Below are 24,532 nucleotides of genomic sequence, written 5' to 3' on the forward strand. Positions count from 1 at the left end.
TGATAAATCTTAAAAAAATAATAATTGGTAATACATTCATGTAGGGATATGGTAAACTAGTCTTGAACTAACTAATTATTCGGGGGGTAAATTTATTGAAAAAGACTTCAAAAGCTTCACACAAATTATTTAGAGCTGCTTTAGCAACAACAGTAGCAACTGGGGCATTCGTTGCGGCTGTTCCAGCAGAAACAAATGCAGCAATTAGCTTCAAAGATGTAACGAATCCGGCAGTGCACTACTATAAGCCAGTTTTAGAATTGGCAGAACGTGGTGTAGTGAAAGGGTACGATGATGGTACATACCGTCCAAATGCTTCTGTAACACGTGCACAATCCGCAAAGATTCTAGCACACGTACTAGACTTGGACACAGTAAATGTAAAAGATCCTGGATTTAAGGATGTAAAAAAAGGTACGCCGTATTATGGTCCTATCGCAGCATTAGCTAATGCTGGATATATTAAGGGGTATGAAGATAAAGGTGTTAAGACATTTAAACCGAATAATAACTTAACACGCTCACAAATGGCTAAAATTTTAACGTTAGGTTTTGATTTGAAAGAAGAGTCATTAGCTGCTGATCGTTTCAAGGATGTAAAACCAAGTGATGCATACGCAGGTTATGTAGCGGCATTAGTAGCACTTAATATTACAACGGGTACAACACCGACTACTTTCTCACCTAATGGATTGGTGACGAGAGGCCAAATGGCAACATTCGTAGTTCGTACTGAAACAGCGTTAAAAGTAGAAAAACCTGAAGTCCCTGAGCAACCAGAAAATCCGGATCCGACGCCACCTACAACTCCAGAAGAACCGGATAATCCAACACCAATTCCTCCGACAGTGGAAGTTGGTAACCAAATGTTACACAGTAAAATTGTGGATATATTAGCACAAGGCAATAATTCGACTGATGCTGTTGCAGTTTCATTGTCAGGTAACACATTCACTGTAGATATTAAAAAACCAACGACTACAGTCAATGATTTTAAACTTGTGGCAAAACCGATATTCAATGCATTTAAGACAAATACGATAATCAACTCAGTGACAGTGTCCTTAGTTATTGATAATCAAAGTGTTGTAATTAGCCAATCAAACATTGATCTTAATCAAGACTTCGAGACGGTAGTTGATAAGGCATTGGCAAAAGTAGGCGCTAGTGGCACGACAAATCTAAGTGCATTACAAGGTAAGACTGTTACAATGAACGTAGTAGGTACAATCGATGGTACACCTTTTAATAGCACATATTCATTCGTATTCGGAATTTGATCGATAACTGAGTAGAGAAAAGTTCCGTTTTTATATGGATTTGTGAAAAGTTGTACGCGCTTTTAATAATATGAGGTTATGTCTGTTTAATAGATTTAACAAAGTTGAAAGGGCTACCGCTAAAAGTCGAAAAATTAGACTCGTAGTGGTAGCTCTTTTTTTATTTCCATATTATATTAGGCAGAAGACTTGGAAAACTGGTAAACTATACATAAATAAAGAACAAAGGAGACTAATATGAATAAAAAACTTAAGATATTCTTACTATCGGCATTAGCGGTTATCGTTATAGGTAGTAGCTATATTATATATCTATTCCAATTCAAAGAGTATGAAGTAGCTGACGAAGAAGTGGATGAGATTATTGAGAACCCGTATGATATTATTTTGCCGAATGGGACCAAGCTTGTTCTTGATGGCGAAGAACAAAACGATGATCAGAATACTGAACAAACGTCAGATGGTAAGTCTGATAATGGGGATAAAAACTTAGACGGCTCAACGTCCACTGCAGCAGGTGATAAAAACACCTCTACTAGTACTGCAGGAAGCACATCTACGGGTCAAGTAGACAGTGCAAAACAACCTGCTAAAGAAAACGCGGGAAGCACAACAGGTACCACTACTTCTACTGGCGATCAACCAGGTAAAAAAGATCCTGCCGGCAGCCAAGCTTCGTCAGGGAATGCGGGATCCAATCAGCCAGCGAAGAAGGATTCGGTAGCGGCGATTAAACAAAAATATGAACCAACTGTTAGTAATTTACAAGGACAAGTTGATGGCAAGATTAACTCGTTGATTAGCCGTGCGAAGAATGAATACAGTACGAAAAAAGCGAATGGTGAAAGTATCGATTATGGGTACTTCTACAATAAGTATATGTCTGCTGCTAATAGTTTAGAGTCACAGACGGATGCTGTATTTAATGGAGTCGTTAGCTCGCTTGAAAAAGATCTGCAGGCTAATGGATATGATAAATCGTATTCACAAAGTATTCGCGATGAGTACGCAGCGCAAAAGAAAGCGCGTCGTGATAGTATCATGAGTAAAGCGGTGGGCAGGTAAATGGAAAAACGACTAGTCTAAAAGGATTTCCTTTCAGGCTAGTCGTTCTTTTTTTCTGGGACGCAACGAGACGGCGATTTGCAAAATGAGCAAGAATGTCAGCGCGCCGGACATATCGAGTAGGACGTCGCGAATGGTGGCGGTCCGTCCTCCCGTGAAATATTGATGGGCTTCATCAGCGCAACTAAGTAGTAATGTGAGCATGTTTGCGATGAAGAATCTAGGGAAACGAGATGGCAGGGATAAGACTTTTCTCATACGCGTAATTATAGCATAATTAATCAAAAATCCTATTTTAAAATGAAAATTCGATATTTTTCATTATGCTTATATGCTATACTAGTAGCAAGTTTGCCGAAAAGGAGCAATTTTACATTATGGAAGAAACGATCAGTTTACAGGAACTATTCTCGACATTAAAAAAGCGTTTGGGTTTGATTATAGGAACGACAGTAGCTGCAGCTGTACTTGCGGCGATCATAAGCTATTTCTTTTTAACACCTATCTATCAAGCTTCTACACAAATACTAGTCAATCAACAAAAAACGGAACAACAATCATTTGATTCACAAGACATTCAAACGAATTTACAACTTATCAATACATATAATGTCATTATTAAAAGTCCGGTCATCTTATCGCAAGTCATAGAACAATTGGATCTAGACATCACACCGGCAGCACTAAATGCTCAACTTACAGTGAACAGCGAGCAAAACTCACAAGTCGTCAATGTCACAGTACAAGATCCGCAAGCACATAAAGCGGTCGATATCGTCAATACCACTGCAGAAGTGTTCCAAAAGGAAATCGTCAATTTGATGAAAGTCGATAACGTAAATATTTTATCGCCTGCATTCTACGCGGAAGATCCGAAACCCGTTAAGCCAAATAAAGAGCTCAACGTAGTGATCGTAGCAGTCATCGGACTCATGGTAGGAGTAGGCATTGCATTTTTACTAGAATACTTGGATACTACAGTGAAAACAGAACAAGATATTGAAGAATTGCTCGGTTTACCGGTGCTTGGGCTAGTTAGTCCAATTTCTGATAAAGAAGTCAATACGGCAACCGTTGCGCCAAAGAAAGGGTCAAGTGCACATGTCAAAAAAGCGCATATTTAATAAGAAGAAACAGGCTAAACAATCCGTTGCGCGTAAATTAGTTACGGAAACGAATCCGAAATCAGTAGTGTCCGAGCAATTCCGTACTATACGGACGAATATCAACTTTTCCATGCCCGATCATGATCTGAAATCCATTCTGTTCACATCAGCAACGCCAGGGGAAGGGAAGTCTACAGCGTCAGCCAATACAGCTGTGGTCTTTGCGCAAGAAGGAAAGAAAGTGCTGTTGATTGACGCGGATATGCGAAAACCGACTACACATTATACATTTTCCCGAATGAATGCAACAGGTCTATCTAACTTATTGACTCGTCAGTGGGAACTTGAGGATATTATCCAACAGACTGATATTGAAGGGCTCGATCTCATCACAAGTGGACCCATCCCGCCAAATCCCGCGGAACTTTTAGGATCGAAGACAATGGACGTACTCATAGAAAGACTTAAAGAAAAGTATGACATGATCATTTTTGATGCGCCACCCGTTTTATCTGTGACAGATGCGCAAATTTTGTCAAATAAAGCAGAAGGTACGATTTTGGTTCTGAATACAGGCACTACGGAAAAAGACAGTGTACTGAAAGCAAAAGAAGCGCTGATCTCTTCCCAAGCGAATGTTATAGGAACGATTTTAAATAACTTCATATTGCAAAAAGATCAGTATTACTACCAATATTATGGAAACGATGAGTGAAAGGGCCTTGCGCCTTTTCACTTTTCTTGAATACAGCAAAGTGCTAGGAGGACATACATGATTGATATACATAGCCATTTATTGTTCGGTGTCGACGATGGACCTGACACAATTGAAGGGACCATGCGCATGGTAGAAGAGGCCGCGTCAGAAGGTATTACACAGCTAGTCGTTACACCGCATGCTTATAGCCCGCATTACCACGTACCGGTGCAAGAAGTAGAAAGCCAAGTTCGAATGTTACGGGATATTATTCATGTGGCAGGCATTGATCTGACTTTATCAGTGGGTCAAGAAGTACGGCTGCATGAACATATTATCGAAAATTTATTGAATAAAGACATACTCACATTAGCCAATTCTCGTTATTTACTATTGGAGCTACCTACTCAACATGTACCAGCCTACACCATTAAAATCATCCAGTCTTTACTAGAAGAAGGCATTGTACCGATCATTGCACATCCCGAACGGAACAAAGGGATAGCAGAGAAACCTGAGCGACTGGAGCGGTTAGTACGTCACGGTGCACTTGCACAAGTGACAGCGGGCAGTGTGGCAGGTTACTTTGGAAAAAATGTCCAGAAGTTATCTATTCAGCTCATAGAAGCGAATTTGATCCATGCGTACGGGTCGGATGCGCATAATACCGATAGCCGTCCATTTTTATTCAATAAAGGATTAGAAGTGCTTGGAAAGAAAATCGATATGGACACAGTAGATATGTTGTTGGTGAACAATCAACAAATTATCCAGAACAAATTACTCACTATCTATGAACCGGAAACGCCAGTGATTAAAAAGTGGTGGCAATTAATTGGATAGATTGGTAATCTTATAAAGGTTGATACTCTTAAGTGACTAGTGAGTGAGTAATAGAAACACAATTGAAAGGAGGAGCTCCTTTGACTGTACGCAAACGAATGACCATGTTAATAGCAGCCGATTCCATAATCGTCTTATTGTCAATCTATATCGGATACTTCATGCTTCATCCATTCACTTCGATTATCTTCAATAAAATGTTGCTAATCAGCGCCATTACGATACAGATTGCGCATCATTTCTTTGCTTGGTATTACGGCCTCTATCGAAAAGCGTGGTCGTACGCGTCTATCGGTGAACTAAAGTCGATCGTCAAAGCCGTGACGTTCACCATCCTCGCAGTGGTCGTTGTTCAATTTACCCTCACACAAGATGTCTACGCCCGCGCATTGGCTATCACATGGATGTTGCACGTTCTGCTAATAGGTGGATCCCGTCTGTCTTGGCGTCTAGTGAGAGATGTAGTCGTGAGAGATAAGAGCATCGACATGAAACGCACGATGATTCTAGGAGCCGGACAAGCAGGCACGATGATCGCCAGACAAGTACTAAGCAATCCAGAATACGGCATGAAACCTGTCGTTTTTGTAGATGACGATAAAATGAAACAAGGTCTCGATATTTACGGAATGCGTGTTTATAGGGGTACTAAGAACATCCAGCAATTAGTGGATATGCATCACATAGATAAAATCATCATCGCGATTCCCTCGATGGGTAAACAGCAAATGACAGAGTTGATGAAGCGTTGTATCGAAACAGGCGTCAAAACGCAAACGATTCCACGCATCGAAGACTTGATGACAGGGAAAGTATCCGTTAAAGATATGCGTGACGTGAAAATAGAAGATCTACTCGGACGTGACGAAGTACAGCTCGATATGCAGGCCATTGAGCAGAAGCTGACAGGTAAAACAATCCTCATCACAGGAGCAGGCGGTTCAATTGGATCGGAAATTTGCAGACAAGTAGTGGAGTTCCAACCGAAGAAATTAATACTACTCGGTCATGGTGAAAACTCGATTTATACTATAGACATGGAACTGCGCCAAAAAGTTTCATCCAATACAGAAATATGTCCTGTAATCGCAGACGTGCAAGATCGTACGCGCATATTTGATCTGATGAGCGAACTAAAACCGGATGTCATCTACCATGCAGCAGCACATAAACACGTACCACTCATGGAAGGCAACCCGATGGAAGCCGTCAAAAATAATATCTTCGGTACAAAAAACGTAGCAGAAGCCGCTAGATTCTTTAGCGTCAAGCATTTCGTTCTCGTATCGACCGACAAAGCAGTCAATCCACCGAACATCATGGGAGCGACGAAACGCTTCGCTGAAATGATTATACAAAATTTGGAAAAAGACAGTGAAACCAAATTTGCTGCTGTACGATTCGGCAACGTCTTAGGTTCACGAGGTAGCGTAGTGCCGTTATTCAAACAACAAATTGCCAAAGGTGGGCCTGTCACGATTACGGATCCAGAAATGACTAGATACTTCATGACGATTCCCGAAGCATCACGCCTAGTCATTCAAGCAGGAACACTTGCACAAGGCGGTGAAGTGTTTGTTCTCGATATGGGCGAACCAGTCAAGATTGTCGATTTAGCGAAGAACTTGATCAAGCTGTCTGGATATGAAGAAGATGAAATCGAAATCAACTACTCAGGCATTCGTCCTGGTGAGAAGTTATATGAAGAGCTATTGAATGAAGACGAACGTCAGAGTGAGCATGTATTTCCGAAGATTTATATCGGGAAAGCCACACCGATTTCGGAGACGGAGCAATTGTATGTGTTGGATAAGTTGCCTGGTATGAGTGATGTGGAGTTGAAAGAGACTTTGGTTGGGTTGGCGAATCGGAAGTTTGTGGAGGCGCCACAATCGACTAGCAGTGTAATGTAATGCTCTACAAACATACACGACCATTGCATAGTGAACAAACCACGGTGTAGGCTCTTTTATGAAATGTAGGTAGGGAAGGAAGTTAGTAAAATGAAGTCAACGAAAACACGCGAAAAAGTATTTCTTGCATCACCTCATATGAGTGATGAAGGGTACGAGATGGAATACATAAAAGAAGCATTTGATACGAACTGGATTGCTCCGCTTGGAGAAAATGTCAATCAATTTGAAGTAGAATTCACCACTAAAGTCGGTTCTACAGATGCAGCTGCATTGTCTTCAGGTACCGCTGCAATTCACTTAGCATTGAAAGCCGCTGAAGTGGGAGAAGGTGACATTGTTTTCTGTCCAACATTAACGTTTTCGGCCACTGCGAATCCAATCATTTATCAAAACGCGACACCCGTCTTTATAGACAGTGATTACGAAACGTGGAATATGTGTCCGAAAGCTTTAGAAAAAGCATTCGAGCAGTATCCCGAAGTGAAAGCGGTTATCGTCGTACATTTATATGGGCTTTCCGCGGATATGGACAAGATCATGGAACTTTGCGACAAACACGGTGTATGTGTCATAGAAGATGCAGCAGAATCATTAGGTACATACTATAAAGGCAAACATACAGGCACAATCGGCCATTATGGTGCATTTTCATTTAACGGCAATAAAATCATTACGACTTCAGGTGGCGGTATGCTAGTTTCGGATAATGTGGAAAAGGTCGCAAAGTCCAGATTTTGGGCGACTCAATCAAGGGATCAGGCGAGACATTATCAACATAGCGAACTTGGCTACAACTACCGAATGAGTAATGTGTCAGCGGGAATCGGCAGAGGACAGTTAAAAGTATTGGATCAGCGAGTGGACAAAAAAAGAGAAATCTTCAACTTTTATAAACGTGAATTAGAAGATTTAGAAGGAGTCTACTTCATGCCGGATAATAACTGGGGTGAGCCAAACTACTGGTTAAGTTCCATGATCTTAACAGGCAAAGTGAGACCGCAACATATATTTGAAGCACTAGAAGAAGAAAATATTGAATCACGTCCAGTATGGAAACCGATGCATTTACAGCCGTACTTTGAGAAGTATGATTTTGTGGGTGAAGGAATATCAGAAGAACTGTTTGCGAATGGTGTTTGTTTGCCATCGGATACGAAGATGATTCAAGATGATTTGAATAGAGTGGTTCGTATTATTAAAGGGTTGTGGTGAAGATTAATCAGAACGGTAAGCATAACTTTTACAGAAAAATGGTAAAAAGACCAATGGATTTTGTTCTTTCGCTTATTGCCATCATTGTTCTTAGTCCTATACTTTTGATCGTAGCCATCCTAGTCAGAACAAAGCTAGGTAGCCCCGTGTTGTTTAAACAGAAGCGACCGGGTCTTAACGAAGAGATTTTCACGATGTATAAATTCAGGACTATGACGGATCAAAAAGACGCAGAAGGTAATCTATTACCTGATCACGTGAGACTGACAAAGTTCGGTAAGCTGTTGCGTTCTACATCACTAGATGAACTACCAGGACTTTTTAATATTGTAAAAGGTGATATGTCCATAATCGGACCACGACCGTTACTAGTTCAATATTTGCCATTGTACAATGACCATCAAAAACGACGTCATGAAGTAAAGCCTGGATTATCTGGATTGGCACAAGCCAGTGGTAGAAATGCGTTAAGTTGGGAAGATAAATTTAATCTAGATGTTAAGTATGTAGATCATATCAGTTTCATCGGGGATTGGAAGATTATCTTGATGACGATTAAGAAAGTGATTGTGAGAGAAGATATTAGTTCGGAGACGGCTGCTACTATGGAGCCGTTCACGGGTGCTAAAAAGGAAGAAATCAACTATGAGTAAAAAACTACTTATTATCGGAGCAAGTGGACATGGAAAAGTAGTTGCTGATATTGCTATCAAAATGAATAAATGGAGCAGTATCGACTTCTTAGATGATAAGGCGATTAACAGTGTAATGGGATTAGATGTAATAGGAAGTTCAACAGCCATGTTGAGGTATATTGATGAATATGAAATATTTGTTGGTATTGGTGATAATGCAATTAGAAAAAAGATTTTTAACACGCTTAAAACTGCAGGAGCTACTATCCCCACATTAGTTCATCCGAATGCTGTTATTGGATCAGAAGTAAGTATAGGTCCTGGTACGGTAGTTATGGCGGGAGTCATTATTAACTGCTGTACCGTGATAGGTCAGGGATGCATTATCAATACGGGTGCTTCGGTAGATCATGATAACCTTATTGGGAATTTTGTTCATGTGTCACCGGGTGCTCGTTTGGCTGGCACGGTCACAGTTGGAGAAGGATCTTGGTTAGGTATTGGTAGTGTGAGTAGTAATAATATTAGTGTTGCTAGTGAATGCATTGTAGGTGCTGGTTCTGTTGTAATTAAAGATCTTAAAGACTCAGGCACATACATAGGAATACCCTCAAGAAAAATAACCTAATATTGATATTTAATTTAAAGAAGTCTAGAGGAGAACTAAATTGAAAAAAAAGATATGGTTATGGAATCACTATGCTACTGATATGTATGACAATCGAGGCGGCCGTCATTATTGGTTTGCAGAGAACCTAATTAAACAAGGGTATGAAGTGACAATTTTTTGTGCAAATACATATCACAATAAATCTGAATTTATTGATGTGGGAAACAAAAAATATACTACAGACACTATAGATAGTATCCCTTTTGTTTTTGTAAAGACTGCACCCGCTTTAGGAAATGGCATAGATAGAGTTAAAAACATGGGATTGTTTTATTTGAATATATTCAATGTAGCAAAAGATTATATTAAATATAATGGAAAACCAGATGTAATCATTGCTTCAAGCGTACACCCATTAACTATGGTTGCTGGAATACAAATGGCAAATAGACTTAAGATACCTTGTATATGTGAAGTGAGAGATTTATGGCCGGAAGCTATTTTTTCATTTAATAAAGCTAAAGAAAAAAGTCTTCTAGGACGAGTTTTAACAACAGGTGAACATTGGATTTATAAAAAAGCTGATGCTCTTATTTTTACTAAAGAAGGGGATACTGACTATATTTTAGAGAAGAAATGGGACATAAAACAAGGTGGAGATATTGATCTTAATAAATGTCATTACATAAATAACGGTGTTGATTTGGAGAACTTCGAACTAACTGCTGATATTAATACATTTGTGGATAAGGATTTAGATACCAATAAGTTTAACGTTATTTATGTAGGAGCAATTAGACCAGTAAATAACATAGGAAATATTCTAGATGCAGCAAAAATATTAATCGCTGAAGATGATATTCAATTTTTAATATACGGGGATGGCAACGAAAAAGAAATGTTGGAAACAAGAGTTAGAGAAGAAAAATTAACTAATGTTAAAATGAAAGGCTTTGTAAATAAAAAAACAATTCCGTTTATACTCAGTAAATCATCAGTTAATATACTTAACTACTCTTCGACAAAATATAATTGGTCTAGGGGTAATAGCTCAAATAAGTTATTTGAATATATGGCATCAGGAAAACCAATCATATCTACCGTGAAGATGGGTTACTCAATAATAAAAAAATATAATTGTGGTATTGAGTTAGAAAACAGCACGCCAAAAGAACTTGCAAACGCAATAATAGATATTAAAAACTTGTCAAGTACAGAATATGATTTAATAGCTAGAAATGCTAAAAACGGTGCCAAGGATTTTGATTTTAAAAAATTAACTTTAAAGTTAATTGATATCATTGAAAGCGTAGATAAGAGTAAAGAAAAAGAGGTATTGTAATGATACGATCATTAGTAAAAGAATATGGAGTACCGTGGGTATTTAATCGTTCACTTTATTCCATTAAATTGAAGACGATGAGAACAATACCAGTAATCGAAAAGATGTTTGAAAAAGAAGTTTACGTTAAAAGAGTTGATATTTTCAAAATAAATACGTGTCCAATTGAAGAGCTCTTAGGTAGTTTATCCGCCATAAAAAAAGAAGAAATTTTGCTAATTGCTGATAATGCAATACAGGGGAAAATTAAAGGCTTTTCCTCAATTGATTTGGATTATGGTTACCCAATTGAATGGAATGTTAACCCAATTACAAGTAAGGAAGTGGATAATTCTTTAAAGTGGTATCAAATACCAGATTTCAACCCGGTTTTAGGTGATATAAAAGCCGTTTGGGAAATTTCAAGGTTTACGCATTTCTTTTACATTGTCAGAGCTTATATGATATCAAAAGACCGAAAATATTATCTCGCCTTTTCTAATCAGCTTGATGAATGGTTAAAAGAAAACATGTATTCTTATGGAGCTAATTATAAATGTGGTCAAGAAGCTACACTAAGAATGATCAATATATTAATTGCTTACTCTGTATTTAAATCTTATGGCTTGACGACACTCCAAGACAGTGAAAATGTACGCAGAATTGTGGAAAGTAGCTATAAGAAAGTATTATCGAACTTTTTTTATGCTCACAAATGTATAAAGAACAATCATACTCTTTCGGAAATTGTTGGTTTAATTGTTGGAGCATGGGCTTGCAATGATGATATAAGGTTAAAAAAAGCATATGAACTACTTAATAAAGAAATTATTAAACAATTTCTTCCTGACGGTGGATATATTCAGTACTCATTTAATTATCAAAGATTTGCACTTCAATTAATGGAATTCGTACTAAGTATTAGTAATCAAACAAATATTCAAATCACGAATAAGAGTAAAGAGTTAATAAAGAACAGCGCAAACTTACTGTATCAACTGCAAGATGAAGCAGGTGACGTACCAAACTATGGTTCAAATGATGGTGCATTGATATTTCCAGTGACGTCTTGTGATTATAGAAACTTTAAACCAGTAATAAATACAATTAGTGCTTTAATTGACGGTGAAAGAATATATGAAAACGGGATTTACGATGAGGAGTTCATGTGGTTTGGTAATGAAGACATAAATAATTTAAAACACTCCTGTATCGATAGGAAATCAACATCATTTAATGATTCTGGTTATTACTCTTTTAGACATAAAGATGGCTTTTTAATGACTACATTGCAAAACTATAAAACACGTCCTGCACAAATGGATCAACTCCATATAGATCTGTGGCATAAAGGGATAAATGTTTTTTGCGACAGTGGTACATATTCATATGCTACAGATATAGGTAAAGGCATGGCTTTAACAGCTGCGCATAATACTGCCAAGTTGGATGACAAAGAACAAATGAAAAAACGCGAACCATTTTTAATCTATGATTGGACGAGCTCTAAAAATATAAGCCATTCCAAAAGTAGCTTTACAGGAACGATGATTTCGAAAAATGGTTATCAGCATACTAGAGATATTCAAAAAGCAACGTCTGGATATACGGTTATTGACAAAGTATCTGGAGATGGGAAATTCTGCGAGATTTACTTCCACACCCCATTAAGAGTTCGTAAAGACAGTGGAGGGGTTAGACTGTACAAAGATGAGGAATTAATATGCAGTCTTCTGACCGAAAATATAGTAGAGATTAGAAAATCATACCGAAGCCTTCACTACTTAAAAAAAGAAGAAATAAGCTGTATAATTATTAAAAATGAAATGAAAGAAAATAAGTGTAGCAATGAATTACTAATTAAGATGGAATATTAATACAAAATAAAACGTTAGAAGGGGAATAAAACGAATGATTAATGTAATAGGACTTGGATATATTGGATTGCCTACTGCGCTTATGTTTGCAAGAAGTGGCGTAAAAGTAGTAGGGACTGATAATAATAAGCAGCTTGTGAACTCATTAACAGAAGGAAAACTTACATATGAAGAAAATGGTTTGGAAAAACTATTCAAAGAAGCTCAAGAAAATGGAATTGAGTTTTCTACGGAATATCAGAGAACAAGTACTTATCTTCTGGCTGTTCCAACACCTTACATAAAGGAAAGCAAAAAACTAGATCCTAAGTATGTTATCTCAGCTTTGAACGGGGTTTTAGACGTTTGTGAAAAGGGAGCAACTATAATAATCGAATCAACAATTACACCAGGCACAATTGACCGGTATATTAGACCGGAAATTGAAAAAAGAAACTTAGTGACTGGTGTGGATGTCCATTTGGTTCATGCTCCGGAAAGAATCATCCCGGGTAATATGATTTATGAACTTGAACACAATCCTAGAACAATAGGTGCTGATAGCCGTGAAATAGGTAATGAGGTTAAATCATTATATTCAAAGTTTTGTAATGCAGATATAATTGTTACAGATATTAGATCCGCAGAAATGTCTAAAATTGTAGAAAACACATTTAGAGATGTTAATATAGCCTTTGCTAATGAATTAGCAAAAATTTGTCGATCGGATGAAATGGATATTTATGAAATAATAAAAATAGCTAATATGCATCCACGTGTAAACATCCTACAACCAGGTCCAGGCGTAGGTGGACATTGTATTTCAGTCGATCCTTGGTTCTTGGTAGGGGATTATCCTGGTTTAGCAAATCTGATTTTAGCAGCTAGAAAAATAAATGATTCTATGCCGCAACATGTGTTAAGTCGCATTAGAGATATTATGAGAGAACATAATATTAAAGATATATCTAAAGTAGGTCTATATGGCTTAGCATATAAAGAAAATGTTGATGACACTAGAGAAAGTCCAACTCTTCAATTATTGGAAAGAATGGATGAACACTTAGCTTTTGGAGTAAAAGTGTATGACCCATTTGTAAAAGATAGAATAGTTGATAATCAATTTGTAAATTTCAAAGACTTTTTAAATGAAATAGACATTCTTGTTGTTATGGTGGGGCACGATCATATTATTAGCAATATTGATAGATTGAAAAATAAATTAATTTTAGATACAAAAAAGGTATTCATAGAAGTGGAATTCAGTAATTTATATTATATTTAAGACGACATCTTTTTTAAAGATTTATTTTAAGAAAGAGTAAATAACAGATTAATGTATTAAAAAAAGTGGTAGATAAAAAGTAGCTCAATCTGGTAAACATAAGTTAATGCTAATCAACTTATAAAAGAGCGGTAATGATGAACTATATATATTTTACCATTAGAAATTTTTCAGTCTAAAAATATTACTGATAATTAAAAAGCCTCTTTGTTTTATCATATGACAACTAAAGATAAGTAAAAGTAGATCCATTATGAACTATATTGTGTTTCATCGCGTAGTAATATTCAGACGTAATTAGAATAAGGCAGTAAGCATCAAGCAAATTTAAAAATATCATAGGCAGTATCATTCACATTAAATGATTATAGACTAGCACGGAACAAGAATGAAAAACCTTTCTTATATGCGTTTCAAGTATTTATCATTTTGTTGCTATAATGGGATTGCATTTATCATAAGTGCTAATCATCAATAAAGTTAATAACCTCAAGAGCTTTAACAAAGAGTATTTGGTATGTCCGCAAGTTGTAAATGTGTATGCCTGTCTGCTCTTAGAACTGGAGTGACATATTGAAAAGTTATACAGTAATTGGTATAACATATAAAGGCTAGATTCTTAGTCTTATGTAACAAATTGGTAGGATTATAAATGTTCAGAAATTAATATTAAAAAAGGCAAGTGGAATTGCGAAGTAGATCATTAAATTCATTACAGTCGGAGAGTAAAGAAAAATTAAAATGTGAAGAAAAAACTAATTTTTTCACTATTCATCTAAAATCACGAGATCGTTGGCCAACCCTATACAATTAAAATAATCATGATCTAATATAACATAGGTACTTCAATGAAAAGACTTAAGAAAATTAACTCGAAATCATATTATCAAATTTTATATTTGGGTTTTATCAAGTACCTAGTGCAGGGCTAAATTTTAATAAAACTCTTTAATTGTTATTAATTTACTACTGCATTTGACTCGAATTTATAATTTTACTTTAAATGAAATATTGCAGGAATTATATATATATAGGAAGGTAATAAATGAATAGAATTATAAATGTATTTAAAAATTATTGGTATATATTATTTTTTGTACCTCTTTTCTTTACGCCTAAAGGATTATATAAAAGTTTTGTAACAGCTAATTATATACATTTAGGTGATAGCGGTCTAGTCTTTCCTATATATTTTATTTGGGGAATCATTTTATTTTTTATAATAATAGCTATAAGTATTAAAAAAAGGCACTTAAAAGTAATTTCATTTGAAATAAAATCACATATCTTAATTATTGGATTTATAGGTTTCATTATATCATCTATTGGTGTTATCTTACACTCAGACATAAATATATATATAAAATATATGCAGGTGTTAAGTGGTTTTATAGGAATGTTTATTTCTTGGTATTTATTTGAAATCAAAAGATTAAATATTGAAAAGTTTTTTGGGCTATTAGGTATTCTCTATTTCTTAATTATAATTTTAAACTATATTTATTCCTTTTCCCAAATTGGCTTTGAAAGTTTTGGTAGGGGACTCCTACCATCTCTTGGTATAATAGACATATATCAAACTCATGTCTACTATCCGTTTATTGTCAACACTATTCTATTTATGAGTTTACCTTATATTATGCGAAGGTTTAATGTGTTTTTTTACATTTACATTATAATTTATTTACTGTATATAATGAATTTGCAAGTTAGAGGCGCGTTACTCTCTTTCTTTTTTATGTTAATTGTGGCAATGTTTTTTAAGTTTAATATTAAACAGAAAATTAATATTATATTATTAATTTCTTTGTTTCTAATCTTTCTAATTTACATAGTAGATATTAGTATCGTTATAGGAAGGTTTGAAAATATTGAAAGAGTAAAAGACTTTAGTGGGAGAACAGATATATGGCTTTCAGTTTTTCAAGAATTCAATATAACAAAACTATTTTTCGGAAGTTTTTACTTAGATACCGATGGTATTTCTGCACATAATCAATATTTAGAGTTTTTGGGCATGGGTGGAGTATTATTATTATCAGTATTTGTAGGAGTATTTATTAATATTATAATATTGTTTTTTAAAGTATTAAAAAACAATAGTTTTAAAAATAAAAATGTAAACCTGCTTTATTATATATCAATTTTAATAATTCAATGGTTAATAGATTTTAATGTAAATGTACCAATAAGTAATACAAATCCTGCTATCTTTTATTGGTTTTATTTAAACTCTATATTTGTTTTATATCATATATATTCACAAAAAGCATCTTTAGTCTTAAATTACGACTATGCCAAATTAAATAAAAGGGAGTGAATTGAAATGAAGAACTTTATCATAGTGACTATTGAATTTTTTATGGAAACACTCTTTAAATTACCTAGGTATAAACTCTTTAATGAAATTAAGAAGACATTTTTAGTTCTTTTTGGGAATAAGGTCGGGAAAGAAACTATATTCTATCCGGGCGTTTGGATAATGCCACCAAGAAATTTAAAGGTAGGAAATAATGTTGATTTTGCAAAAGATGTTCAAATAACTACCGGCGGTAGTGTGGAAATTGGAGATAGAGTTTTGATCGGTTATGGAACTAAGATACTGAGTTCTAATCATAGTATCCCAATAAATAAAGGGCAGGTTTTTTACTCTGGTCATACTCATTCAGCAGTGATAATTGAAAAAGATGTATGGATAGGTGCGAATTGCATAATATTACCAGGGGTTTATATTGGTGAAGGAGCAATAATAGCAGCTGGATCAGTGGTTACTAAATCCGTTTCTAGCTTTACTATAGTAGGAGGAGTACCGGCGAAAATTATTAAAGAAAGATTGTGAAGTATGAAAAACAAGACTTTGTTTGCCACAATATTTGGGTTATTAGTTTCTACAACAATAGTGAAAGTATTAAACTTTCTAAAAGAGCTACAAATTTCGTATTTTTATGGTACAAGTGAAATTGTAGATCACTTTAATATTTTGATGCTAGGTCCAAATATTTCCTTAAGTACCATAGCTCCAGCTTTTGGATTAATACTAGTAGCGTATTTATCAAACGAAAAAAAAGAACTGATTATATCATATAAAGAAATGCTGTTTTTTTGTGGAACCATATTATTATTATTTTTCATATCTATAATAAGTCAAACAATCTATAGTGGATTTAGTTTATTTGAAATATCCGTAAGTTTTTTTATATCAATGTTGTTTTTAATACAAGTTTTATTAATATACTATCTTCATAGCTTTAATGCCTTCAATGAAGGTTCTATATCTTCGATGATACAAATTATTGTTAATATAACAGTGATTTCGTTATCTTTTTTTATGAAAAGTTATCTTTTATTAATAGTAGGTTTAATTATTGGGTTACTAATCCAAATAATATATTTATTTAATAAAATAATTAAAAAAAGTTCAATTCAAATTTAATAATTAGTAAAGGTGATTCTAGTTCATTTATTCATTCCTTTGTTTCAGTAGTGATGGGATTCGGATTAATTGAAATACTCATTTCTGCACAAAAAATATTTGCTGTATCTTTCGATATTGAAGGTCTAGTTTCTTCAATAAACTATTCTTATAAAGTTATGAACTTACCAATTTCTATTTTTTTGTTTTCGGTCTTATCGGTTCTCTTTCCAACAATGACTAAAATAAAAGATCAAAAAGAACTCGATAAAATTGCGATTAACCTATTAAGTGCTATATTTTTTGTTATGTTACCTTTTACTGTAATATTGTTCAACTATGCGGAATTCATAATTAGTATATTATTTGAACGCGGTGAATTTGGCAAACAGAGTGTAAGTATTACTGCGAGTCAATTAAAATCATTCTCACTACTACTTATACCACTATCTTTTTTTGCTGCACAACTAAGAATAGTATTTGTACAAAGAAAATGGTCTAAAATATACTATAGTGGATTAATGATTATTACATTTAGTATTGTATTAAATCTAATTGCAATTCAATATTCAAGCCTTATACTATTTTCTTATTCATTACCAATTGCGTATATTTCAAGTATCGTAATAGTATTTAAAAAAAGTCTCTTATTATCTATTAATCCTGATTTAATAAAAACTGTAATAGCTGTTTTAACTTCAATTATAGTAACTATGCTAATTAATACATTTTTACAAATCAATCAATTAATCATTATTGAGATATGTATCATGATAGGTGTTTATTTTATAATGCAATATTTAATAAAAAATACATTGTTAATGAAAATTTTAAGGAGGTAATATTTTGAAACAATTATTGCAAAACTTGAAAACTGGCGAAACTCAATTGGTGACGAGTCCTTTACCAAGTATTAAAAGTAATTATGTTTTAATACAGTCTTACAATACTGTCGTATCAGCTGGAACGGAAAGAATGTTAGTGGATTTTGGGAAATCTAACTACTTACAAAAAATGCGAAAGCAACCGGAAAAAGTGAAACAGGTATTGGATAAAGTTAAGACAGATGGATTACAACCTACATATAATGCAGTTAAAACTAAACTGGATCAACCAATTCCACTGGGATACAGTAATGCAGGAGTTGTAGTTGCGGTAGGGGAAAATGTTAAGAAATTTAAAGTTGGCGATCGTGTTATCTCTAATGGTTCTCATGCAGAAGTAGTTAATGTACCTGAGAATCTTTGTTCTAAAATACCTGATAATGTAACTAATGAAGAAGCTGCATTTACTGTTATTTCTTCAATAGGATTGCAAGGGATTCGATTAATAAACCCTACTTTAGGTGAAACAGTAGTAGTTATTGGTCTGGGCTTAATCGGGTTACTGACAGTTCAATTACTACAGGCTCATGGATGTAATGTTATCGCTTCTGATTTTGATCAACAGAAAGTGAATATAGCAAAATCTTATGGAGTAGACGCTGTTAATACAGGTACTGGGATAGATTTAGTTGATTATGTATATCTTAAAACAAATGGAAATGGTGCTGATGCTGTATTAATAACAGCCTCAACAAAGAGTAGTGATCCGGTTTCGCAAGCCGCGAATATGTCTAGACAACGTGGACGCATAGTATTAGTTGGTGTAACAGGACTTAATTTAAACAGATCCGAATTTTATGAGAAGGAATTGTCATTCCAAGTATCCTGTTCATATGGGCCAGGTCGATACGATGAAAATTATGAGGATTTGGGTAATGACTATCCGATTGGCTTTGTTAGATGGACAGAACAAAGAAATTTCGAAGCGGTTTTAGATATGATGAGTCAAAAAAAAATAAATATTGAATCATTAATTACAAAGAAATATAAATTTAAAGAAGCAATTAAAGCTTATGATGCTTTAACAGAAGATAAAAATACTATTGGAATTATTTTAGAGTATGATGTAAATAAAAATATAACTAGTACTCAATCTGTAATTTTAGAAAAAAAGGTAGTTGCCTCTCAAGAAAAAATAGTTTTAGGTGTTATTGGAGCGGGCAACTATACTAATCAAACATTATTACCTGCAATGAATAATCAAAGTTTGAGAAAGCATACTATAGTAAGTAGTGGGGGAATGACAAGTGTTCATGTAGGGAAAAGGCATGGTTTCGAAATAGCTTCTACTGACATAAATCATGTGATTCAAGATAAAGATATTAATGCCATGTTCATTACTACAAGACATGATAGCCACGCAGAACTGGTGAAAAAAGGTCTTGAAGAAAATAAAAATGTTTTTGTGGAGAAACCATTATGCTTGACTCTTGATGAACTAGATGAAATAAAAGCTGTGAAAACCTCCTGTATTTTGATGGTTGGATTTAATAGAAGGTTTTCTCCACATATTATAAAAATGAAAGAATTATTAGCTACTGTATCTAAACCGAAGTCAGTAATTATTACAGTAAATGCCGGTGAAATACCAAGTAATCATTGGATTCAAAACCTAGATATCGGTGGTGGAAGAATAATTGGAGAAGGCTGCCACTTTATTGATTTAGCAAGATTTATAACAGATTCAAAAATTAGGGAATTCCAAGCAGTAAAAATGCATATACCTGGTGAAGAAGAATTAGAGGATAAAGTTTCTATTCAACTATCCTTTGAGGATGGTTCTATTGCCACAATTTTATATTTAGCAAATGGTGATAAATCATTTTCAAAAGAAAGAATAGAAGTATTTGCAGGAAATAAAATTCTGGTTTTGGATAATTTCAAAGTCTTAGAAGGCTATGGATGGGGAAATTTCACTAAATTCAAAACTCGCTCACAAGATAAAGGTCATGCTAATGGTATTAGTGCATTTTTAAATGGAATTGAAACTGGTAATCATCCAATCCCGCTAAATGAAATTTACGAAGTAACTGAAACTACGATTAAGATAGTTAATCAGCTTAGAGAATAGGAAAATAGAAAAATGAGTATTTAAAACCGTATATCTATTTGTATGAAATAGATTGGGTAAAACACAAAAAACATTATTTTAAGATTATGGGAGGGTCCAATCATAGAGCCTCCTACACAACCCCAATAGTAAAAGAGGAGATAGGGAAATGGATATCATCACTAAATCATATTCAGAGAAGAGACGGCAGTAATTGGCGTTGCTTAAAGAGAAGCGCAGAGACTGACCATTACTGTATGGTAGCTATTGACGCTGCTAAGTATGTGAACACTGCCATGATATGTATAAACTTTGGAGATACTATAAGTGGGTCTTTTGAATCTGATGGATCCCAAACGGGGTTTCAGGTTTTAATGAGGGGAATTGATCAGACATGTGAAGAGTATCGATTAACGCGTGTCATCTTAAGAATTGAGACGACTGCTCATTACTATGAAGACTTAGTTAGAGTTGTGACAGGGCTATATAGCTCGAGTAATAAACGCTTCGACAACAGTGGAAGAACGAAAGAAGATGCTGAACTACACGATGACCGTCCGCGTAATAGGGCACTAGGTTCCCAAACAATTATATAGTTCATTAACATGAGCTTCAATTAAATAGAAAATAGAAAGATGTATCATATCCTAACACTCCACTCTACAGATTAAATCTGTGAAGTGGAGTGTTGTTTTTATATCAGGAAAATATGAATTATCACGATATCCAGTTTCCGTCAAGAGCTAAGAAAAATGTGTAGTAAAAATAAATTTCGTATTAAAATAAACCATTAGTTAGAAGATCCTGTGGACTAAGTATTATTCTTGCGCTATACTAATCAAAATGGCACGGGGAGGAAGACTCGTGTTGGATGCGGGGCTTACTACCAGGATGAGTGGTAGTAGTTATAAACAGTTTGGAAAAGAAGTTCTTTGCACTCAAATACACTTTTCCATGCTGGAAGCGATTTTCGAGATTGATCATGAGGTGCAAAGGCAGTTGGACCCAAAGAAGCGTAGGGATATTCGGGATTTCATACTGGATAGTCTGGAAAAAGGGGAGCTGTTTTACTTTTCACCATTTGTGTTTTCTAGTCGAGGAAATATACAAGAAATAGATGGCGGTTTCGTGTTGAAACCGGGATGTAGTATTTATGTCCTTGACGCACAGCACAGAATGTCTGCGATTGCTTCTGCTATTAGTCAGTTGGACGGGGAATCAGGCGGAAGCTGAGGAGGCGCGGAAGTTCATTCAAATCCTAGCGGGCTATCCTGTGTCGATGCAAGTCTATTTGGATTTGAATCAGCAGGAAGAACGGCAGTTGTTTACAGATTATAATACTGAACGACGAGAAGCGCATCCAGGATTCATGTTGTTGTATGATCAACGAGACGCTTATACTGAGCTGACGCGGACTATAGCAGAGCAAATGAAGACGCTGTTAGATATTGACCAAGTGCGTTCGCGGCTCACGGAATCGAACACGTCTATTACTTCATTGATCACGATGAAGAAATGTCTACTTGCGTTATTTGAAGGATGCTTAACTGTGAAAACAGGTAATCCATATTACAAAGGTTGTAAAGCAAGTGATGTACCAGCTATTGCAGAAGCATTCTTTTCCTCTTGGTTGCAACTGTTTCCTAAACGCATGACGGATCGAAAGAACTATGCTTGTGGCGTGACGGGCGTTCAAGTAGCGCTTGCTTATACAGTCTATATGCTAACGCGGGAGCAGTCGTTGACGCATATGGAAGCTATTCAGCAACTGCAACTGTTGAAGAAGAGATGCACGTGGAAACATGATGATCCTGTATTTAATCATATGTACAATAAGCAATCGAAACAAGTGCGGAATCATTCGAATTCGACAGCGGTTAAGCGAACGATGCTAGAGTTTTTGCTGATCATTCGGGAGGAAAGGGAGCGTTTGAATGATCGTCAATGAGATATTTTCCAAAAGACAGACCATGGTGATCTATACGGTGAAAGAGTTGACGGAAATGCTGGATGATCAACGTTTGGTACTTAGGGAAGTCAATGCGGGGCAGGCTCGTATGATTCGACGGTATATACTCGACAATGTCATTCAAGAACAAATTTATCTACCACCTATTGTTGCGGCAATTGAGTCAGGAAATCTTGCGGATGGCCGGCCGGATTCATTGATAATAATTGATGGTACGCAGCGTATGAAGGCGCTAACACAACTTGAATCGGCAGTCTCTCGCATGACGGATAGTGATGATGTAGCGGAGCAGAAGAAAGGTTTTACGTTACATTATATGCTGAATCAAATCGAAGTAGCAGTGCAAGTGTTTGAAGGGCTGTCGCCAAAAGAAATGGATCAGCTATACATAAATCTCAACACAAAAGGAAAAAAGGTGTCTTTGTCTAAGCGGATTTCTTACGACTCGCGTAATGAAGTGAACTCGCTTACGAATAGGCTACTTAAGAGCCATCAGTTGCTTCGAAAATCGGGAGTGGAGCTGGAAAAGGCTGCCGTAATGAGACCGCGTAATACGAATTTAGTTTCGTTGTCGCAATTGAGACGATTGGTTGGCTATTTTTTGACAGGTAAAGTAGTAAGCGGAAAGATTGCTAATCATAAACAGGGAGGTTCAGTCAATGGACCGGGAAACAACTGTGCTAAAGAAAGACATTCATTGGCAAATTGAGGATAGCTTATATGTTGTTAGGAATGTCCCTTCTTTAAAAGCTGACTATGACGATGAAGAGCTATTAGATGTTGATGTATCCATTACATTAACTGCATTACGTGACTTAATGGTGGAGAATTCTATTCCTGTAGACGTAGATTTCACAGGTTTTGCAGATATTCGGTTCTAAGATTGGTAAATAAACTAAACTATGTTCAGCCTATGTCTTCATGGACATGGGCTTTTTTGATTGCTAGTCTACTTGGAAGGTTTGTCGATACTGGCAGTAAAAGTAGGTACCATGTTGCCACATATAGTTAGTGGGAACAAGGTGATGATCGCCAACGTTAGAATAATGGACAAATCGCCTGTTACTAGTAGAAGACTTATCACTATGGCCATATAAATTCCCCACGTTGCTTTAACTTTTTTGTCGGGATACAAGTCTCCATTTTTGCTCAGTATTGCCAATACAAATGTAACTGTCTCTGTATTCGTAATGAAGAGCAAAGCAAATAAAATAATGTTTATGATACTCATAAACATCGTAAATGGCAGTTATTTAAGTAATATAAACATATTCAGCGCATTATTTGCAAAGGCCCTATACCTGAGCTTATGGAAACGAAATGGCTCATGTATGCACTTAATGAGTTGCAAAAAGAAAAGTCTTCTGATGACTGAGAAACTCATCATCAGAAGACTCTTTTTGCTTTACTAAGAATTTGTACATTCGCACTAAGTAATTAAGTAGTTTCAAGATGCCTGTACACCAAACCTTTGTACGTTCTTGTTTATTCCTGCGCTCATGTTAATCATTCGACAAATCTCTTTTATAAAAGACTCCGAACTTACTCCAGATGTCTTCCATTTGATTGAGCCGTTGTTCAACATTCTCTTCACGTTCTTTACCTAAATAGACAATTAGAGCATTAATCAAGCTTAAAGGTGCTGTGAAAGAATCGATGAACGATGGCATATCACTGGAAGCAGTCAATGTAATATCCGAATAGGGTAGAAGGGGTGACAACAGGTTATCTGTAATCGCAATAGTACTGGCTCCCATCTCTTTTGCAAACGCAATAGTGTTAATTGTACTGCTGGAATAACGTGAAAAACTTATCCCGACCACAACATCTTTGCTAGTGAGTGAATGAAGTTGTTCAGGAATAATTTCAAACGAACCCAGTATTTCAGAGTTATCCAGAATGATATTTAAATAATAGTGCAAGAATATTCCAAGTGAAGCCGTACTTCTATTTGCAGAAATATAGATTTTATTTGCATTAAGAAGAAGATCGGCAGCTTTATGAAAGGATTTAATGTCTAAAGACTCTAGAGACGCCCTTATATTATTAATATCGTCATTGAAAATGTCATAGATTGCCTGCTCTTTATCGTCATACACATTGGAAGACATCTTAAGCCGTTCGGTTGTAGTTAGTTGTTCCTTGATGGAGTTTTGCATTTGCTTTTGCAATTCCGGATAGCCTGAGTAGTCCAATGCTGTGGCAAACCTCACAACAGTAGCTTCACTTACGCTAGCTTTTGCAGCCAATTCTGCTACATTGAAGAAGGGTACAGTATTAACGTTTTTTAATATATAGTTCGCAATTTTTCTGTGCGATTTGCTTAACTGAGTAATATTTTCAGCGACATGTTGAAAAACATTTGTTTTGTTCATACTCGTTCAAATCCTT

Annotated in this window: 25 protein-coding genes; 22 read left to right on the forward strand and 3 right to left on the reverse strand. The window is 35.5% G+C overall.

All coding sequences use genetic code 11. The features are described from left to right. Positions 1 to 95 precede the first annotated feature (95 nt). The gene (locus tag SporoP8_RS12200; protein ID WP_085132751.1) at positions 96 to 1,280 is read left to right on the forward strand and encodes an S-layer homology domain-containing protein; all 1,185 of its coding nucleotides are present in this window, start codon (positions 96 to 98) and stop codon (positions 1,278 to 1,280) included. Positions 1,281 to 1,517: 237 nt separating this feature from the next. Continuing rightward, positions 1,518 to 2,345, forward strand: a complete 828-nt coding sequence (locus SporoP8_RS12205; RefSeq protein ID WP_085132752.1) for a hypothetical protein — start codon at positions 1,518 to 1,520, stop codon at positions 2,343 to 2,345. 33 nt (positions 2,346 to 2,378) lie between these two features. Here the strand turns inward: SporoP8_RS12205 and SporoP8_RS12210 are convergent, their stop codons facing one another. Further along, a complete protein-coding gene (locus SporoP8_RS12210; RefSeq protein ID WP_085132753.1) occupies positions 2,379 to 2,603 on the reverse strand; it encodes a VanZ family protein in 225 nt (74 codons plus the stop codon). 119 nt (positions 2,604 to 2,722) lie between these two features. Here SporoP8_RS12210 and SporoP8_RS12215 point away from each other — a divergent pair, with 119 nt between their 5' ends. The 20 genes from SporoP8_RS12215 to SporoP8_RS12305 all read left to right on the forward strand — a co-directional run bounded on the left by SporoP8_RS12215 (position 2,723) and on the right by SporoP8_RS12305 (position 23,022). Beyond that, positions 2,723 to 3,469, forward strand: coding sequence for a YveK family protein (locus SporoP8_RS12215; RefSeq protein WP_085132754.1), 747 nt, complete (start codon positions 2,723 to 2,725; stop codon positions 3,467 to 3,469). After that, positions 3,447 to 4,166 carry a CpsD/CapB family tyrosine-protein kinase gene (locus tag SporoP8_RS12220; protein WP_198166011.1) on the forward strand — a complete coding sequence of 240 codons (720 nt, stop codon included), beginning with the start codon at positions 3,447 to 3,449 and terminating at the stop codon, positions 4,164 to 4,166. Before SporoP8_RS12215 ends, SporoP8_RS12220 begins: the two co-directional genes overlap by 23 nt. 57 nt (positions 4,167 to 4,223) lie before the next feature. Next, positions 4,224 to 4,991, forward strand: coding sequence for a tyrosine-protein phosphatase (locus tag SporoP8_RS12225; RefSeq protein WP_085132755.1), 768 nt, complete (start codon positions 4,224 to 4,226; stop codon positions 4,989 to 4,991). 80 nt (positions 4,992 to 5,071) lie between these two features. Beyond that, positions 5,072 to 6,904: a polysaccharide biosynthesis protein gene (locus SporoP8_RS12230; RefSeq protein WP_085132756.1), complete on the forward strand. Its 1,833-nt coding sequence runs from the start codon at positions 5,072 to 5,074 to the stop codon at positions 6,902 to 6,904. Between the two features lie 90 nt (positions 6,905 to 6,994). After that, positions 6,995 to 8,119, forward strand: coding sequence for a DegT/DnrJ/EryC1/StrS family aminotransferase (locus SporoP8_RS12235; protein WP_085132757.1), 1,125 nt, complete (start codon positions 6,995 to 6,997; stop codon positions 8,117 to 8,119). Positions 8,120 to 8,157: 38 nt separating this feature from the next. Further along, on the forward strand, positions 8,158 to 8,772 hold the full coding sequence (locus tag SporoP8_RS12240) for a sugar transferase (protein WP_085133634.1): 615 nt from the start codon (positions 8,158 to 8,160) through the stop codon (positions 8,770 to 8,772). Continuing rightward, the gene (locus tag SporoP8_RS12245; RefSeq protein WP_085132758.1) at positions 8,765 to 9,382 is read left to right on the forward strand and encodes an acetyltransferase; all 618 of its coding nucleotides are present in this window, start codon (positions 8,765 to 8,767) and stop codon (positions 9,380 to 9,382) included. The genes SporoP8_RS12240 and SporoP8_RS12245 overlap by 8 nt, the downstream gene beginning before the upstream one ends. Positions 9,383 to 9,422: 40 nt before the next feature. Further along, entirely contained in the window at positions 9,423 to 10,706 is a 1,284-nt protein-coding gene (locus tag SporoP8_RS12250) for a glycosyltransferase family 4 protein (protein ID WP_085132759.1), read from the forward strand. After that, positions 10,706 to 12,562 (forward strand): heparinase II/III domain-containing protein, encoded by a 1,857-nt coding sequence (locus SporoP8_RS12255; RefSeq protein ID WP_085132760.1) that lies wholly within the window; start codon positions 10,706 to 10,708, stop codon positions 12,560 to 12,562. The genes SporoP8_RS12250 and SporoP8_RS12255 overlap by 1 nt, the downstream gene beginning before the upstream one ends. Positions 12,563 to 12,596: 34 nt before the next feature. After that, on the forward strand, positions 12,597 to 13,826 hold the full coding sequence (locus SporoP8_RS12260; protein WP_085132761.1) for a nucleotide sugar dehydrogenase: 1,230 nt from the start codon (positions 12,597 to 12,599) through the stop codon (positions 13,824 to 13,826). 1,045 nt (positions 13,827 to 14,871) lie between these two features. Then, positions 14,872 to 16,146 (forward strand): hypothetical protein, encoded by a 1,275-nt coding sequence (locus SporoP8_RS12265; protein WP_085132762.1) that lies wholly within the window; start codon positions 14,872 to 14,874, stop codon positions 16,144 to 16,146. Positions 16,147 to 16,152: 6 nt separating this feature from the next. Continuing rightward, positions 16,153 to 16,665, forward strand: coding sequence for an acyltransferase (locus tag SporoP8_RS16900; RefSeq protein ID WP_085132763.1), 513 nt, complete (start codon positions 16,153 to 16,155; stop codon positions 16,663 to 16,665). Between the two features lie 3 nt (positions 16,666 to 16,668). Then, entirely contained in the window at positions 16,669 to 17,259 is a 591-nt protein-coding gene (locus SporoP8_RS12275; protein ID WP_085132764.1) for a hypothetical protein, read from the forward strand. Between the two features lie 53 nt (positions 17,260 to 17,312). Then, positions 17,313 to 18,080, forward strand: a complete 768-nt coding sequence (locus tag SporoP8_RS12280) for a lipid II flippase MurJ (RefSeq protein ID WP_157111260.1) — start codon at positions 17,313 to 17,315, stop codon at positions 18,078 to 18,080. A gap of 4 nt (positions 18,081 to 18,084) precedes the next feature. After that, a complete protein-coding gene (locus SporoP8_RS12285; RefSeq protein ID WP_085132766.1) occupies positions 18,085 to 20,193 on the forward strand; it encodes a bi-domain-containing oxidoreductase in 2,109 nt (702 codons plus the stop codon). Between the two features lie 353 nt (positions 20,194 to 20,546). After that, the gene (locus SporoP8_RS16570; protein ID WP_157111261.1) at positions 20,547 to 20,768 is read left to right on the forward strand and encodes a hypothetical protein; all 222 of its coding nucleotides are present in this window, start codon (positions 20,547 to 20,549) and stop codon (positions 20,766 to 20,768) included. Between the two features lie 268 nt (positions 20,769 to 21,036). Continuing rightward, positions 21,037 to 21,405 (forward strand): DNA sulfur modification protein DndB, encoded by a 369-nt coding sequence (locus tag SporoP8_RS16905; protein WP_269747676.1) that lies wholly within the window; start codon positions 21,037 to 21,039, stop codon positions 21,403 to 21,405. Beyond that, complete coding sequence (locus SporoP8_RS12295) at positions 21,359 to 22,120, forward strand: DNA sulfur modification protein DndB (RefSeq protein ID WP_269747677.1); 762 nt, start codon at positions 21,359 to 21,361, stop codon at positions 22,118 to 22,120. Before SporoP8_RS16905 ends, SporoP8_RS12295 begins: the two co-directional genes overlap by 47 nt. Next, entirely contained in the window at positions 22,107 to 22,850 is a 744-nt protein-coding gene (locus SporoP8_RS12300; protein WP_085132768.1) for a DNA sulfur modification protein DndB, read from the forward strand. The genes SporoP8_RS12295 and SporoP8_RS12300 overlap by 14 nt, the downstream gene beginning before the upstream one ends. After that, positions 22,801 to 23,022 carry a hypothetical protein gene (locus SporoP8_RS12305; RefSeq protein ID WP_085132769.1) on the forward strand — a complete coding sequence of 74 codons (222 nt, stop codon included), beginning with the start codon at positions 22,801 to 22,803 and terminating at the stop codon, positions 23,020 to 23,022. Before SporoP8_RS12300 ends, SporoP8_RS12305 begins: the two co-directional genes overlap by 50 nt. 68 nt (positions 23,023 to 23,090) lie before the next feature. Here the strand turns inward: SporoP8_RS12305 and SporoP8_RS12310 are convergent, their stop codons facing one another. Together SporoP8_RS12310 and SporoP8_RS12315 are read right to left on the reverse strand one after the other, a co-directional pair. Then, positions 23,091 to 23,372 carry a BCCT family transporter gene (locus SporoP8_RS12310; RefSeq protein ID WP_198166012.1) on the reverse strand — a complete coding sequence of 94 codons (282 nt, stop codon included), beginning with the start codon at positions 23,370 to 23,372 and terminating at the stop codon, positions 23,091 to 23,093. A 271-nt stretch (positions 23,373 to 23,643) separates the two neighbouring features. Continuing rightward, positions 23,644 to 24,516, reverse strand: a complete 873-nt coding sequence (locus tag SporoP8_RS12315) for a MurR/RpiR family transcriptional regulator (protein WP_085132771.1) — start codon at positions 24,514 to 24,516, stop codon at positions 23,644 to 23,646. Between the last annotated feature and the right edge of the window lie 16 nt (positions 24,517 to 24,532).

The sequence above is a fragment of the Sporosarcina ureae genome, assembly GCF_002101375.1.
Classification (GTDB): Bacteria; Bacillota; Bacilli; order Bacillales_A; family Planococcaceae; genus Sporosarcina; species Sporosarcina ureae_B.

What these genes read in the sequence shown, in the direction of transcription:
- SporoP8_RS12205 (WP_085132752.1), top strand. Translation starts at nt 1,518, where the DNA reads ATGAATAAAAAACTTAAGATATTCTTACTATCGGCATTAGCGGTTATC.
- SporoP8_RS12210 (WP_085132753.1), bottom strand. Translation starts at nt 2,603, where the DNA reads ATGAGAAAAGTCTTATCCCTGCCATCTCGTTTCCCTAGATTCTTCATC.
- SporoP8_RS12215 (WP_085132754.1), top strand. Translation starts at nt 2,723, where the DNA reads ATGGAAGAAACGATCAGTTTACAGGAACTATTCTCGACATTAAAAAAG.
- SporoP8_RS12220 (WP_198166011.1), top strand. Translation starts at nt 3,447, where the DNA reads ATGTCAAAAAAGCGCATATTTAATAAGAAGAAACAGGCTAAACAATCC.
- SporoP8_RS12225 (WP_085132755.1), top strand. Translation starts at nt 4,224, where the DNA reads ATGATTGATATACATAGCCATTTATTGTTCGGTGTCGACGATGGACCT.
- SporoP8_RS12235 (WP_085132757.1), top strand. Translation starts at nt 6,995, where the DNA reads ATGAAGTCAACGAAAACACGCGAAAAAGTATTTCTTGCATCACCTCAT.
- SporoP8_RS12240 (WP_085133634.1), top strand. Translation starts at nt 8,158, where the DNA reads ATGGTAAAAAGACCAATGGATTTTGTTCTTTCGCTTATTGCCATCATT.
- SporoP8_RS12245 (WP_085132758.1), top strand. Translation starts at nt 8,765, where the DNA reads ATGAGTAAAAAACTACTTATTATCGGAGCAAGTGGACATGGAAAAGTA.
- SporoP8_RS12255 (WP_085132760.1), top strand. Translation starts at nt 10,706, where the DNA reads ATGATACGATCATTAGTAAAAGAATATGGAGTACCGTGGGTATTTAAT.
- SporoP8_RS12260 (WP_085132761.1), top strand. Translation starts at nt 12,597, where the DNA reads ATGATTAATGTAATAGGACTTGGATATATTGGATTGCCTACTGCGCTT.
- SporoP8_RS12265 (WP_085132762.1), top strand. Translation starts at nt 14,872, where the DNA reads ATGAATAGAATTATAAATGTATTTAAAAATTATTGGTATATATTATTT.
- SporoP8_RS16900 (WP_085132763.1), top strand. Translation starts at nt 16,153, where the DNA reads ATGAAGAACTTTATCATAGTGACTATTGAATTTTTTATGGAAACACTC.
- SporoP8_RS12275 (WP_085132764.1), top strand. Translation starts at nt 16,669, where the DNA reads ATGAAAAACAAGACTTTGTTTGCCACAATATTTGGGTTATTAGTTTCT.
- SporoP8_RS12280 (WP_157111260.1), top strand. Translation starts at nt 17,313, where the DNA reads ATGGGATTCGGATTAATTGAAATACTCATTTCTGCACAAAAAATATTT.
- SporoP8_RS16570 (WP_157111261.1), top strand. Translation starts at nt 20,547, where the DNA reads ATGAGGGGAATTGATCAGACATGTGAAGAGTATCGATTAACGCGTGTC.
- SporoP8_RS12300 (WP_085132768.1), top strand. Translation starts at nt 22,107, where the DNA reads ATGATCGTCAATGAGATATTTTCCAAAAGACAGACCATGGTGATCTAT.
- SporoP8_RS12305 (WP_085132769.1), top strand. Translation starts at nt 22,801, where the DNA reads ATGGACCGGGAAACAACTGTGCTAAAGAAAGACATTCATTGGCAAATT.
- SporoP8_RS12310 (WP_198166012.1), bottom strand. Translation starts at nt 23,372, where the DNA reads ATGAGTATCATAAACATTATTTTATTTGCTTTGCTCTTCATTACGAAT.
- SporoP8_RS12315 (WP_085132771.1), bottom strand. Translation starts at nt 24,516, where the DNA reads ATGAACAAAACAAATGTTTTTCAACATGTCGCTGAAAATATTACTCAG.